This window comes from Mariniflexile gromovii, assembly GCF_017814435.1.
Taxonomy (GTDB): domain Bacteria; phylum Bacteroidota; class Bacteroidia; order Flavobacteriales; family Flavobacteriaceae; genus Mariniflexile; species Mariniflexile gromovii.
Window position 1 is genome coordinate 14,694 of the sequence record NZ_JAGJCB010000021.1, and the last position, 14,478, is coordinate 29,171.

Consider the following 14,478-nt stretch of genomic DNA (forward strand, 5'->3'; position numbering starts at 1 on the left):
TAGGCAATAGGCAATAGGCAATAGGCAATAGGCAAAATTAAACTTTGAGACTTTGAAACTTTGAAACTTTCAAACTTTCAAACTTTCAAACTTCATCCTTATACAAACTAGGTAAGCTAATTTTAAATTTCACAGCTATCAAGCGTACCGCAATAACTATTGAACCAGAAATAACAAATACAATGTTATCATCTATTGGCAATTTCCTGAGGATAAAATAAGCAAATCCTCCTAAAATACAAGCAGTTGCATATACTTCTTTTCTAAAAATCACAGGAATTTCATTACATAAAATATCTCTAATAACACCTCCAAAACAAGCCGTTATAGTACCTAATGCAATACAGATTATAGGATGTAAACCCATAATCAAGCCTTTTTGTATACCCACAACGGTATATAAACCAATACCAATAGTATCAAAAAGAAATAAGGATATCCTTAAATAATCAAGATATTTCCTAAATATAATAGAGAAAACAGTAGCTCCAAGAATAACATAAACGTAGGTCATATTTAACATCCATGTTACAGGAGTTACTCCTATAAGTACATCTCTTAATGTTCCGCCACCAACTGAGGTTACAAATGCAATAATAAGCACACCAAAGGGATCCATTCTTTTTTCTAATGCCACCAATACACCTGAAATGGCAAAGGCGAAGGTTCCTAATATTTCTATAATTTGGATGAACATCATGGTTTTGGGTGTTGGGTGTTAATTTGTTTAGTTGTTAAGCTGAAATAACTTTGTACTTTCAACTTTGCTACTTTGTTACTTTCAACTTCAATCTACATGTGCTGCGTATAGTAATTATAATCTTTTAAAATGGTGTTTAAAAAATCTACATCGTATAAATTGGATTCGATATTTAAAACACTGGACACTTTGTTTCTTAATAAAGTAAGGGTTTTATAATCGTTATTCTTTTTTGAAATGGTGAATGCTTCCTTTATGATGCGTACATCTTTATCGGTAAGTTGGGTAACATTGGTAAAAACCGGCTGATAATCCTCTTCTAAATCTTCTAAAATGGTACTGGTAATTTTGTGTTTCTTTTTTACACTAATAACAACCGTTCCTGCAGCGGCATCGCCTACACGTTGCTTTTTATCAGACAACAAAATGCTTAAAACGCCAATAGAGGAAAAAAACATCCAAATATCCACAATACGCAACATCCACCTCACTAGCAAATTATACCACTGGGTTGGGGCACCATCTACACGAACAACCTTTATTTTCAATATCATTTTCCCTATGGTTTGCCCACTAAAAAGAATGTGGCACAACACCGAATAAAAAAGTGCAGGTAAGGTTACTAAGCCTATTATACCACGTTTGGTCCAATCATCGGTACTGAAAATATCAGAGAGCGCTACCAAGTTCTCCATAATGGTTATGTAGGTCAATAAAATAAGACCATCAATTAAGAATGCGACAAACCGCTCGCCCAAACCAATTAATTTGTAATCTAAATTAACATTTTGTGCTGTGTTAATTGCTAAATTGCTCATTGAAATGTATATTCGTTTCTAATTAAAATAGTTTTATGCGCGAAGCATCTTTCGTGAAGCAAAATAAGGAAAAATGGATGGGTTTTGAAAATGCGTTACACAATAATGCAAAAATAAATCCGGACGACTTAGCTTCTTATTACATACATCTTACAAACGACCTTGCTTACGCGCAAACCTACTACCCCGATAGTAAAACCTTGCTATACTTAAATTCTTTAGCATCAGAGGCGCATCAAAAAATTTATATCACCAAAAGAGAATCTAAAAACAAGATTGTTTCTTTTTGGAAATACGAATTTCCGCTGTTCTTCAAAAACTATCAAAAAACATTATTATATACGTTTTTAATATTTATGGCTGCTGTGGGCATTGGTGCGGTTTCAACTTTAAACGACGATTCGTTTGTGCGTTTAATTTTGGGCGATGCCTATGTAAACATGACCATAGAAAACATTGAAAAGGGCGAACCCATGGCGGTTTACAAAAGCGGCAGCAATATTGGGTCGTTTTTGGGCATTACCATAAACAATATCCGGGTGGCCATTATTGCGTTTGCATTTGGAGTCATTTTTAGCGTGGGCACTATTTATATTCTTTTTAGCAACGGGATTATGTTGGGAGCGTTTATCACCTTTTTTTACAACTACGGGATTTTAGAAAAAACATCAACCGTTTGGTTACATGGTACTATTGAAATTTCTGTTATTGTTATTGCAGGTTGTGCTGGTTTGGTAATGGGCAATAGTTTTTTATTTCCGAAAACTTATTCCAGACGGGTGGCTTTTACCAAAGGTGCCAAAGACGGATTGAAAATTGTGGTAAGCACCATACCGTTTTTTATTATTGCTGGTTTTATTGAAGGTTTCATCACCCGATATGGCGAACAAATGCCTTGGGTAGTATCATACGGCATCATTGCCTGCTCGCTGTTTTTAATATTATTTTACTACGTTATTTACCCCATAAAGTTGAACAACGCTTATCAATCTGATTTAAAAAAATGAACAAACCCTACATAGAATTACGCAACAGACATGATTTTGGCGAAACCATAAACACCTATTTTCTGTTTCTTAAATACAACTTTAAAAAATACACCAGTTTGTACTTGCGCTATAATGCCGTAAGTATCATCCTTTCCATTATTGCGTCCTATTTATTGGTAACCGGTTTTATGGGGCTAGCCAGTAGAGATTTTAGGTTTGGCATGAACAACGATGGCGACCACACCATTTATTTAATTGTTGGCGCAGTGGTTCTGGTACTTGTTTTATTTGTAACGGCACTTATAAATTATAGTTTTTCAAGTGCTTATATGGCTGAATATGTTAATAGTTCCGGCGAGGTACAGTCTAAAAACGTGTGGCAGAAAATCAAACATAATTTAGGCACCGTTATTCTATTCATCTTTTTAGGCATCGGTTTATACATTGGGTATTTTATAGTTTCCCTGATTTTTGCCTTTATTCCGTTAATAGGCATGCTCATTCAGTATGGATTAAGTTTTTTACTTGCTGCATTTTTCGGCTTATCATTTATTTCTATTTTCTCGGACAATAAAGGGTTGAGCAGTGCTTTATCAGAAGGTTGGTCGTTTACCTTTTCCAGCTTCGGAAAAGTGATTCTTTACGGTTTGGTAATTGGTATTTTAAATATGATGATTACCATGTTAATCATTTCTATCCCTGGTTTCATCATTGGTATTTACGTTTATTTTTCATTGGAAAGCAATGTAGATTTAGTAACAAGCATTTTCGCCAACGTTATATTCACATTAGGTTTTGCCATGTTTTTACTCTCGTTTATTTACACTCAGGCTTTATCGCAAATTGCGTACAGCGTGTTGTATTACAATATATATGAAGAAAAAAACAATGTATTTTTAAGAAACAAAATTGAACAAATTGGGGTTAATGAATAAAATGAAGCACCATATTTCGGTTACTTTTGGTCTATTTCTTAGCACTGCATATTGTTTTGCACAAGATAGTATTCAAAGAGACTCTTCAAATATTAAGGTGACTTACTTTAAAGATGCCATAAAAGATCGTTATAAAGGTGATGATTTCAACTATTCCATAAACGATACCGGCGGTATCAATTTATTGCAACGTATCTTACAGAAATTTTTTGAGTGGTTAAGAAATATCTTTGTTTGGTTAAAAAATGCTTTAGGTATTGATATTGAATTTATTGATTACAAAACTTTTGAATACATTATATATGGGATTTTAGGTGTTGTTGTGCTCTATGTAATCATTAAATTTTTAATGCAATCGCCTATAAATTCAGTATTTAAAACAGATACCCAAGAGATTGACAATTTTAAATACGTTGAAGAAAACATAAAAGATGTGAATTTTGACCAACTGGTTGAAGCTGCTTTAAAAGACAACAATTACAGATTGGCAACACGCTATTTGTACTTAAAATCGTTAAAACTACTTACCAATAAAAACATTATTGAATGGCATTACGATAAAACAAACAACGAATATTTAAACGAGATTAAGGACGAAAACACCAAATCCGTTTTCAAGCGCATATCCTATATATACGATTATGTTTGGTATGGCGAATTCCCCATTGATGAAGCTATTTATGTGAAAAACCAATCTGATTTCGACAAAATAAACACGCTGCAACATGGATAAAAAATCTAAAATAGCACTCTATGCTATAGGAGCGGTTATCGTGTTGATGATGCTTGCAGAAATAACCAAACCCAAGGCTTTAAATTGGCGCGATTCTTATACGGCTGTCGATAAAATTCCATTAGGTTGCTACGTGCTTTTTAATGAGTTAAAAAACATTTCAGATAAACCCATAAAAATTTCAAATAAAACGGCTTTTGAAAATTTAAAAGATGTTGAAACTGATAAAAAAACGGTTAGCCTTTTTATAAATAATGGCATACATTTCGACAAACAAGACTCCGAATCGCTTATTAAATATGTAGAAAATGGCAACTCGGTATTTATTAGTACCAACTATATGTATGGTGTTTTAAGCGATACGTTAAATATAAGAATTGGTTCAGACTATAATAATTTTTTCAAAAAGCCCTCTTTAAATAGCTTTACTAGCCCCAATTTAAAACCCAACGAACGCCAATTTAATGATGTTATTGAAAACAGCTTTTTCACTAGTTTAGATACGCTTAACGCCGTTGCGTTGGGCACTAGCAAAGTTGAAAAAACCGAAAAAATTATTAATGATACCATTCCAGATACGAACATCAACTTTATAAAAGTGCCTTTTGGAAATAAAAATGGGGCGTTTTTTATACATACCAACCCATTTGCGTTTAGCAATTACCATATGCTGAACCAAAATGAAGCGTATGCCGCAACCGTTTTATCGTTTTTACCCAAACATCAAATTATTTGGGATAGTTATTATAAAAGCGGACGCAAAGTTATTAGCAGTCCGTTACGTTTTGTGCTTCAAAACCAAGCATTAAAGTGGGCGTTTTATATTGCCCTACTATCGTTAATACTATTTGTTATTTTTAGAGGGAAACGCACCCAACGCATCATTCCCGTGGTAGAACCTTTAAAAAACGCTACTGTGGATTTTACCAGAACCATTGGCGATTTGTACTATCAACATGGTAATTTCACCAACATTATCACCAATAAAATCCAGTATTTTTTAGAACAAATCCGCACAAAATACTATTTAAATACGAATGAATTGGGCGATCATTTTATTTCGAAATTAGCTATCAAATCATCCAACAAAAAGGAAGATACCAAAGCTTTAATAGACTATATTGTTTATTTAAAATCGAAATCGAACCATACCGAAGCCGATTTAATTCAACTTAACAAACTCATAGAATCATTTACAAAACACACAGCATAATGGAAGAACAAACTCCTGAAAATCAAGATGTAAATTTTGAAAGCAGACTCGATTTAAAACCGCTTCAAAACCATGTGAAAGCCATAAAAAAAGAAATAGGCAAAATAATTGTTGGACAAAACGAGATGATTGAATTGCTCATCATTTCTTTGCTTTCAAACGGGCACACCCTTATTGAAGGAGTTCCTGGAGTTGCAAAAACCATTACCGCTAAATTATTGGCAAAAACACTGGCGGTCGGTTTTAGCAGAATTCAGTTCACACCCGATTTAATGCCAAGTGACATTTTAGGAACTTCCATTTTTAATGTAAAAACCAACGAGTTTGAGTATAAAAAAGGTCCTATTTTTTCAAACATTATTCTGATTGATGAGATAAACCGGGCCCCTGCAAAAACGCAAGCTGCTTTGTTTGAAGTTATGGGCGAACGCCAAATTACCATGGATGGTACCAGATATGTTATGGAGTCACCATTTTTAGTATTTGCAACCCAAAACCCCATTGAACAAGAAGGCACATACCGCTTGCCTGAAGCGCAATTGGACCGTTTTCTGTTCAAAATAAATGTAGATTACCCAACGCTTGAAAACGAGGTTCAAATTTTAATGGAAAACCACCAAAGACAAGATATTTTAGATTTTAATGCGGTTATACCCGTTTTAAACGCACAGCAAATTGCACACTACCAAGGTTTGATAAAGCAAATATTGGTTGAAAACCATTTAATAAGCTACATTGCTTCTATTATAAACAACACACGTACCAATGCCAATTTGTATTTAGGCGCTTCACCACGTGCATCTATTGCCATATTGAATGCTGCCAAATCCAACGCTGCTATTAACGGAAGGGATTTTGTAACTCCCGACGATATAAAACGCTGTACCAAAGCCGTATTAAAGCACCGTTTGGTATTAACCCCAGAACGGGAAATGGAAGGTTTTACGGTTGAAAAAGTTATTGAACAAATTTTAGAAACTATTGAAATTCCAAGATAAATTTCAAGGCTTATCCGTAATCACTCATAACAAAGCTCTAAATGTCAGGTCGAGCGCAGTCGAGACCTCACTTTGAAGTTATTAAGCTCAATAACCTCTCGACTGCGCTCGAGAAGACAGTAATTTATAATTGATAACGGGCATTTTATAAATATTTAAATAGATTTAAAATCGCTACGCTGTTAGAAACAAGAATAAGGACTTTATAGTCGTGGCAAAAATTAATAAATGAAACACTTTTTCAAAAATATCTACTTAAATACTCACTTTTTTGTAAGTGTAAGTGTTCTTGTTTTCCTATTTATTCTGGCATATATTTTTCCAGGGTTATTGGTCATCGCCCAAATGTTGTTTTTTGTTTTTGTAAGTTTATTGATAATAGATGTCATCTTGCTATTCAAACAAAAAGGCATCACAGCATCGCGAATTTTACCAGAAAAATTGAGTAATGGAGACGATAATCCTATTGAAATTTCATTAAAAAACAATTACAATTTCACCAGTAGTATAAAACTTATTGATGAGCTACCGTTTCAATACCAAAAACGCGATTTTGAAATAGATACAAAATTAGAAAAACAAGCTAATAAAAAAATTACCTACACCCTTCGCCCTTTAGAACGCGGCGAATATTATTTTGGCCATTTAAATTTGTATGCTTGTAGCCCCATCTGTTTAATTTCAAGACGTTTTCAATTTGGAAAAGATGCGATGGTGCCCAATTACCCATCGTTTTTACAGTTGAAAAAATACATGCTTATGGCCTTTTCAAACAAGATTTTTGAATATGGTTTGAAAAAGATACGCCGCATTGGGCATACTATGGAATTTGAGCAAATTAAAGATTACGTACAAGGTGATGATTTGCGCAACATCAACTGGAAAGCTACCGCAAAAAGCAACCGACTGATGGTAAATCAATACCAAGACGAGCGCTCGCAACCTGTTTACAGTGTGATTGATAAAGGCAGGGTCATGAAAATGCCCTTTGAAGGGTTAAGTTTGCTGGATTATGCCATTAATGCATCCTTAGTAATTAGCAATGTAGCATTAAAGAAGCAAGATAAAGCAGGGTTATTTTCATTTTCAAGAAAGGTTGAAAACCGTGTAGTTGCCGAACGTAGGCCATCGCAAATGAATACTATTTTGGAAACCTTGTATAATTTAGATACCGATTTTGTAGAGTCGGATTTTTCAAGATTGTATATAGATATAAAGCGTAGCTTAAACCAACGAAGTTTACTGTTGTTATACACCAACTTTGAAACTTTAGATGCTTTGCACAGGCAATTACCTTATCTAAAAGCCATTGCTAAAAACCATTTATTGGTTGTTATCTTTTTTGAAAATACCGAATTACAAAAACTTACCCGAAAAAGTGCCACAAACACCTTTGAAATATTCGAAAAAACCATTGCTGAAAAGTTTATTTATGAAAAGAAATTAATTGTAAACGAGCTTCAAAAACACGGTATCCAAAGTATATTAACGCCTCCCGAACATTTAACAATAAACACAATTAACAAATATTTGGAAATAAAAGCTAGAGGTTTGTTGTAATAAAAAAAGACCTTCAAATTTGAAGGTCTTTCCGGCTATTAATCAGTCTTGTATTAAACGGTTTCGCTTAACCAAGCCTTCATCATCCAAACGGTTTTTTCTTGTTCCGTTATAAAATCACTCATCATGGAGTTGGTACCTTCATCGTTGGCATCGCCCGATTTATCTAAAATGGCACGTTCAATTTTTAATAATTCCGACAGGGAATCAACAATTAAAGTCACTGCCTTTTCATCTTGTGAAATATTTTTACCAATAGGTACTCGGGCATGTTCCATATAATCTTTAAAAGTATGAAGCGGTGTTTCGCCCAATGCTAAAACACGTTCTGCAATTAAATCTACTTTCATATTGGCATCGGTGTACAATTCTTCAAACTTCACATGCAAATCAAAAAAGCGTTTTCCTTTAATGTTCCAATGGATACCACGTAGGTTTTGATAATATATTTGAAAATTTGCCAACAAGTTATTTAAGTCTTTTGCCAAATCTTTGGTCTTTTCAATGTCTAATCCTATACTATTTAATGTCATCAGTACTCTGTTTTATTATACTACAAATTTAATCTATAATTAACAGTTAAATCGATAAGTTTTATTGATAGTTTTTATACTTTTATAGGCTAAATTGATATACATGACTATTACACAATTATACTATGTTTTGGCAGTAGCCGAAAATCAAAATTTCACAAAAGCAGCTGAAAAATGTTTTGTAACGCAGCCAACCTTAAGCATGCAAATACAAAAACTGGAAGAAGAATTGGATATTCAAATTTTCGACCGTAGCAAAAAACCCATTGAATTGACCGATGTTGGCAGAAAAATAGTAACGCAAGCCAGAAATATTGTAAACGAATCGTATAGAATCCAGGATATTGTAGACCAACAAAAAGGGTTTATTGGTGGCGAATTCAAACTTGGCATCATCCCTACGGTTATGCCAACACTTCTGCCCATGTTTTTGAAAAATTTCATAAAAAAACACCCTAAAATAAAGCTTAAAATTGAAGAGCTTACCACCGAGGAAATTATTGAACGCTTAAAAGATGGCCATCTAGATGCCGCCATTGCCGCTACGCCTTTAGAAGATGAAAACATTAAAGAACGTGTACTTTATTTTGAACCTTTTGTGAGTTACATTCCTAATAACCATAGATTGCATGGCAACAAAAAAATTGATGTGGCTGATTTGGATATTAGCGATATGCTATTGCTTGAAGATGGACATTGTTTTAGAGATGGCGTGATTAATTTATGTAAAGCTTTTAAAGATCAATCGGACGAGCAATTTCAGTTGGAAAGTGGCAGTATTGAAACCTTGATAAAATTATCGAACGAAGGTTTAGGGATGACGCTTCTACCCTATTTACATACCTTGGATATTAATGAAAAGGAAAAACAAAACCTGCATTACTTTAACGAGCCCACACCTGCCAGGGAAGTAAGCCTTATTTACCATAAGAGTGAATTGAAAATGCAAATTATTGAAGCCTTGCAAGATGTTATATCTGGCGTAATTCGTGGTGCTATTGCGTTTCAGGATGTAAAAATTATTAGTCCGTTGCCATCTAAATAAAAAAAGCATCAAAATGTTTATCAGGTCGAGCGCAGTCGAGAACTTAAAAAATTAGGTCTCGACTGCGCTCGACCTGACACATGTTCAAACAACTTCATTTACAATACATAATTCAAATAAATAGTAAATCTGTTTTTAGACGTTACATTATCTCCAAACAAATGCTGATTTATAGGAAATGTATAATTTGCTCCTACTATAAACTTATCAACCATAAACTCAGAACCCAGTGTTCCGTTTACAATGTTTCCATTAGTACCTTGTAACGCTTCACCAAATTGTTTTATGGAATCATATACATCGCCCGAAACACCTATAAACGGACTTAAAGCCGATTTTTCAAACGGTACATTGTAATAGACGTTTGAAGCAAAACTAAATTGATTTCCAAAACGGTATTCGTTTTTGTTTTCTGTTTTTAAATAATAGGTTGCGGTTGTATTTACACCTACTTTGTTTCTGGAATAGGTGTGCATCAACGAAAACACAGCGTCAAAACTTCCTGTTCCTACCTGAAAGCCTGGGTTTACTCTATTGGCTAAACCTTCCTCAAAAGCGCCTGTTGGTAACTTCGCCCCTAAACCAAAATTTAATTGGTGTGCAGATAATTCTCTTTCTTCGTTTGCATCATCCTCATTTTCAGCTTTCTTTTTATAAAATTTAAATTGATACCAACCAATGATTGACATATCACCCAAACCATTTCTATGTTCACTTCTATCTTCAAATTCCCTTTTTAAATCTTGATATGGAATGATGGCATTTAATGAAAATCTTTCACTAATAGGTACACGCCCCCAAAGTTGATAGGTATTGAAACGTTCCGTACTTGTTGGCGAATTACTAAAAATACCGTCTTTCGATTTAAAATCTTGGTAAATGTATCTTACTCCCACAAAACTCACATTTCCTAAAGTGCCAAAACTAGAACTTCCACTACTGGTAGAACATCCGCATAAATCGCAAAAAAACTCAAACGCACTGTGTTCATGTGGCGGTATGGATTTCGCTTCATTTTGTAAAGGAATTAAAAAAAACAACAGTCCTATCAAAACCGCTTTTATATTAATATTCTGCAAATCTTTTATCATTTAAAAATTCGTTATCTGTAAGTGTTTTTAAGAACGCAATAATGCTCTCTTTTTCATAGGCATTTAATGTAATGCCATAGGTGTTATCGGCTCTTAGAAGTGATGGATCTACATTTCCGTTATCCACAGCGCCTGAGTTGTAAAAATCTAAAACGGCTTCTAAAGTTGCAAACCTTCCATCATGCATGTATGGAAAGGTGTTTTCCACGTTTCTTAAACTGGGCACTTTAAATTTGTACAAATCATTTGGGTTTTCAAAAATTACAAACCGCCCTTTATCATTTAATTTTGGGTTTACAGGCAACCCGTTGTTTCTATAGGATTGGTCCGTAAACAAATCGGTTGCATGACAGGATGTACATTTGTTTTTAAAGGTGTTTAAACCATCTAATTCTATTTGAGATAAAGTAACATTATCTTCATTTCTAACGTATTTATCGTATTTAGAATTTGAAGATACCATCATAACCATAAATTGTGATAAGGCTTTTAGCATGTTTGCTGAATTAATCTCGCCATCATCAAAGGCTTTTGCAAATTGCTTTTGATAGTAAGAGTCCTTTTTAAGCTTTTCTACAACATTTGATAAGGTTTCACCCATTTCCAATTCGCTTGTAAGTGGAATAATAGGTTGAAAGTCTAAATGTGTAGCAGATCCATCCCACATAAACTCTTTTTGAAATGCCATATTTTGGATGGGTGTTGCATTTCTAAACCCTATGCCTCCATTAACGCCATGGCTTAAAGTATGCCCATGATGGGTAAATGCAAAAGCTTGTTCGTGACAAAAAGCACATGGAATAGCATCATTGGCAGACAATCTCCCCTCATAAAACAAGGATTTACCCAACTCGAAACCTTCTTGGGTTAAGGGGTTGTTCTCCAGATTATAGACAATATCTGGAAAGTTTGACGGCAGCTCTAATGTTAAAGGTCTTGGAATATAAACACCTTCATCTTCTGAACACGACACCAAAAAAAGCTGAACAAAAATAACTGTAATAAGTATTTTTTTCATCTGCTATCTTTTTACAAATTCATATATAGAATGATTAGGAAGCAATTATAAAACTACTTCCTAACCGTATCTAATTATGATTTAGTTATTGTGTACATGGTGCACCTCAAAAATACCCTTTAGATTATTGGCAATCACAGGTGTTGTTTCTGCACTGGTGTGTACTTGGTTGTAACCATCGGCAAAGTTTACAGATGTTTCACCATCAAACACTTTAGAAATATCGGCAACAATATGTACTTCAGGTTGCGCTGTTTCGCGCACTCTTACTGTGTTTGGGAATGCTAAAGTAACTTCTTTATAATTATCTAAAGATGTACCCACGCTACCCATGTGCAAAGCCAAAGCTCCATCTTCAACTGCAGGATTAGCAATAGTGGAAGAGTAAGTACCATCAAAACGCATAAACCTGTATCCTGTAGCCCACGCCCACATCATACCTGCGGCTTGTGCATTAGCAAGAAAATCGCCTTGACCATCGGCTCCCAAAGCATAACGTGTTTGGTCAATGCCTATCCCAAAAGTAATTTCAGTATAATCGGCAGCATCAACTCCATCTAATGTAATTAGTATTTCGCCTGCATTATTTCCGTTAGCTTCATCTATAATAAAGACATTATTTTCAGTTGGATAAGTAAATGTGTTACCTTCAGAATCTTTAACCCTAACATTGCTGACAATATATTTTAAGGTTGTAAGTTTATATGATTCATTGTTGGATTTATTATAGGAAGTTCCGAAAATAAAATCTTGATCCCCCACGCTATTATCGAACTTTAAAGTTAAAGTTCCTGTTTGTCCTTCTAGACTTTCATCATCTGATGAACATGATATAATTGATACGCATAGCAATAATGCCAATGCTATTTTAGTGATTTTCATAGGTAAATTTTTATTGTTTTTTTTTAATTGTCAAATACAACATCCACAGAGTCCTTCATCAATGATAAAAAGGTATCATCATAGATGTTTCATTTATTAGAAATTTAATAGCAACGTGCTATTACTGGCAAGCTCTAAAAAAGCCTTGTAAAAAACTGAATATTAAATTTTAAGCAATTGGGGGTTTGTATGCTTTATATACATGTAGAAAGTGGTAGTCATTGGTATAACAAAAACTATCTTTTTTATAAACTTCAACAATAAATTTGTTGAATTTCACTTCTTGGGAAGTAGATATAAATACGGGTATAAATGATTCGGAAATAACCCTTAAAGGTTTATTGCTATCATCATCATTTTTATTTGAAGTTTCACTTAACTGAGTTGCTAAATGACATTTACCATTACATTGAAACTCTGGTTTATCTTTGTTTATACAGTATTTTTCAATTATACCATCTATATTCAACTCAAAATAAACCAATTGTCCAATATAAAATGCCGGACGAATGGAAAAGCAAAATAAAAGAAATATGGTAATAAGCTTTTTCAGATGAGTTGTTTTCTTGCAAATATACAATTCAACTGAATACTTTAACTGATTTTTGTCATAAAAAAAGCGACCTAATGGTCGCTCTTTTTTATGGTTTTAAATAAATTAAACATTGATTTAATTCTGGGTTTTGCTGTACAAGAGAAAGAATAAATTGTTTAAGCTCTTCTAACTCGTAAGGTAATAAATTTTGGATTGCCTTTTGTACTTCTTTGCAAAACAACGAAGCATCAAAACTAACTTTTTTAAGCACAGTTTTTGTATACTCAAGCATTGCTCTTGCCATATTTTGTAAGGTTTAGGTTTAATAATTGTAGATTTATTTTATAGGCTCTATTGTTTTTATTGAGTTATAAATTTAATGAAAAATATTAAAGTATTTTAAAATTTTATTAAAATTAACGTTTCAATAACTCGACAAGTATATAGAACTTTTACATAAAAAACTATTAATTAGTGATATTTTTTTAAGATTTTTAAAACAAAAATTTTATTTCAACCTTGAAATATCTACTTTCAACGATAATAATTCAAAGAAAAAGAAGTTTTTAGAAACTATTATCACCATCTAAAAGATTTCCTAAACCACCTAAAATACTACCTTCTCCTTTATCTTTTCCACCGCCTTGTGGCGCCGATGCCAATACACGCCCCGCCAACCTACTAAATGGTAAAGACTGGATATATACCGTTCCTGGACCTTGAAGTTTTGCAAAAAACAAACCTTCACCTCCAAAAATGGTGTTTTTAATACCGCCAACAAACTCAATATCATAATCTACATCTTGGGTAAAGCCCACAATACAACCGGTATCTACACGCAACGTTTCACCGCGTTGCAATACTTTTTTTGCCATGGTACCACCAGCATGCACAAATGCCATACCATCGCCCTCTAGTTTTTGCATGATGAAACCTTCACCTCCAAAAAGTCCACGACCTAATTTTTTTGAAAATTCTATACCAATACTTACTCCTTTGGCTGCGCATAAAAAAGCATCTTTTTGGCAAATAAACTTACCTCGAAATTCGGTTAAATCTATGGGGATAATTTTTCCTGGGTAAGGTGATGCAAAACTTACATTGCGCTTTCCTGTTAGGGTGTTGTAAAACGCCGTCATAAACAAACTTTCGCCTGTTAGAATACGTTTTCCTGCGCCTAAAATTTTTCCTAAAAACCCAGAATCGTTTTTGGCACCATCACCAAAAATGGTTTCCATTTTAATGCCATCGTCCATCATCATAAAACTTCCTGCTTCGGCAATAACACCTTCTTGCGGGTCGAGTTCTATTTCTACATATTGCATTTCTTCGCCGTAAATTCTATAGTCAATTTCGTGTGCTGTCATTTTTATTGTTTTTTGTTGATTTGTTGATTTGTTAAATCGTTGAATTGTTTATTTGTAGCAT

The 14,478-nt window shown here is 33.8% G+C and carries 16 protein-coding genes; 7 read left to right on the forward strand and 9 right to left on the reverse strand.

The window, feature by feature from the left end; translation table 11 throughout:
• Nucleotides 1-85 precede the first annotated feature (85 nt).
• Entirely contained in the window at nt 86-697 is a 612-nt protein-coding gene (locus tag J8H85_RS16170) for a trimeric intracellular cation channel family protein (RefSeq protein WP_209656402.1), read from the reverse strand.
• A gap of 95 nt (nt 698-792) precedes the next feature.
• Entirely contained in the window at nt 793-1,518 is a 726-nt protein-coding gene (locus J8H85_RS16175) for an RDD family protein (protein ID WP_209656339.1), read from the reverse strand.
• A 35-nt stretch (nt 1,519-1,553) separates the two neighbouring features.
• On the opposite strand from J8H85_RS16175, the gene J8H85_RS16180 reads away from it, so the two are divergent.
• From J8H85_RS16180 to J8H85_RS16205, 6 genes are all read left to right on the forward strand, one after another.
• Entirely contained in the window at nt 1,554-2,525 is a 972-nt protein-coding gene (locus J8H85_RS16180) for a stage II sporulation protein M (RefSeq protein ID WP_209656341.1), read from the forward strand.
• Nucleotides 2,522-3,442, forward strand: a complete 921-nt coding sequence (locus J8H85_RS16185; protein WP_209656343.1) for a hypothetical protein — start codon at nt 2,522-2,524, stop codon at nt 3,440-3,442. The genes J8H85_RS16180 and J8H85_RS16185 overlap by 4 nt, the downstream gene beginning before the upstream one ends.
• Entirely contained in the window at nt 3,435-4,175 is a 741-nt protein-coding gene (locus J8H85_RS16190; RefSeq protein WP_209656345.1) for a hypothetical protein, read from the forward strand. Before J8H85_RS16185 ends, J8H85_RS16190 begins: the two co-directional genes overlap by 8 nt.
• Nucleotides 4,168-5,388 carry a DUF4350 domain-containing protein gene (locus J8H85_RS16195; protein ID WP_209656347.1) on the forward strand — a complete coding sequence of 407 codons (1,221 nt, stop codon included), beginning with the start codon at nt 4,168-4,170 and terminating at the stop codon, nt 5,386-5,388. The genes J8H85_RS16190 and J8H85_RS16195 overlap by 8 nt, the downstream gene beginning before the upstream one ends.
• On the forward strand, nt 5,388-6,386 hold the full coding sequence (locus tag J8H85_RS16200; protein WP_209656349.1) for an AAA family ATPase: 999 nt from the start codon (nt 5,388-5,390) through the stop codon (nt 6,384-6,386). The genes J8H85_RS16195 and J8H85_RS16200 overlap by 1 nt, the downstream gene beginning before the upstream one ends.
• 228 nt (nt 6,387-6,614) lie before the next feature.
• Nucleotides 6,615-7,946 carry a DUF58 domain-containing protein gene (locus J8H85_RS16205; protein WP_209656351.1) on the forward strand — a complete coding sequence of 444 codons (1,332 nt, stop codon included), beginning with the start codon at nt 6,615-6,617 and terminating at the stop codon, nt 7,944-7,946.
• A 53-nt stretch (nt 7,947-7,999) separates the two neighbouring features.
• On the opposite strand, the gene J8H85_RS16210 is transcribed toward J8H85_RS16205, so the two are convergent.
• The gene (locus J8H85_RS16210) at nt 8,000-8,479 is read right to left on the reverse strand and encodes a Dps family protein (protein ID WP_209656353.1); all 480 of its coding nucleotides are present in this window, start codon (nt 8,477-8,479) and stop codon (nt 8,000-8,002) included.
• A gap of 103 nt (nt 8,480-8,582) precedes the next feature.
• On the opposite strand from J8H85_RS16210, the gene J8H85_RS16215 reads away from it, so the two are divergent.
• Nucleotides 8,583-9,524, forward strand: a complete 942-nt coding sequence (locus J8H85_RS16215) for a LysR substrate-binding domain-containing protein (RefSeq protein WP_209656355.1) — start codon at nt 8,583-8,585, stop codon at nt 9,522-9,524.
• Between the two features lie 98 nt (nt 9,525-9,622).
• Here the strand turns inward: J8H85_RS16215 and J8H85_RS16220 are convergent, their stop codons facing one another.
• The 6 genes from J8H85_RS16220 to J8H85_RS16245 form a co-directional block, all read right to left on the reverse strand.
• On the reverse strand, nt 9,623-10,615 hold the full coding sequence (locus J8H85_RS16220; RefSeq protein ID WP_209656357.1) for a transporter family protein: 993 nt from the start codon (nt 10,613-10,615) through the stop codon (nt 9,623-9,625).
• Nucleotides 10,590-11,633 (reverse strand): cytochrome-c peroxidase, encoded by a 1,044-nt coding sequence (locus tag J8H85_RS16225; protein WP_209656358.1) that lies wholly within the window; start codon nt 11,631-11,633, stop codon nt 10,590-10,592. Before J8H85_RS16225 ends, J8H85_RS16220 begins: the two co-directional genes overlap by 26 nt.
• 81 nt (nt 11,634-11,714) lie before the next feature.
• A complete protein-coding gene (locus tag J8H85_RS16230; RefSeq protein ID WP_209656359.1) occupies nt 11,715-12,515 on the reverse strand; it encodes an MbnP family protein in 801 nt (266 codons plus the stop codon).
• A 169-nt stretch (nt 12,516-12,684) separates the two neighbouring features.
• The gene (locus tag J8H85_RS16235; protein ID WP_209656360.1) at nt 12,685-13,095 is read right to left on the reverse strand and encodes a hypothetical protein; all 411 of its coding nucleotides are present in this window, start codon (nt 13,093-13,095) and stop codon (nt 12,685-12,687) included.
• Nucleotides 13,096-13,156: 61 nt separating this feature from the next.
• Complete coding sequence (locus J8H85_RS16240; protein ID WP_209656361.1) at nt 13,157-13,354, reverse strand: hypothetical protein; 198 nt, start codon at nt 13,352-13,354, stop codon at nt 13,157-13,159.
• A gap of 262 nt (nt 13,355-13,616) precedes the next feature.
• Complete coding sequence (locus tag J8H85_RS16245; protein ID WP_209656362.1) at nt 13,617-14,417, reverse strand: TIGR00266 family protein; 801 nt, start codon at nt 14,415-14,417, stop codon at nt 13,617-13,619.
• Nucleotides 14,418-14,478 lie beyond the last annotated feature (61 nt).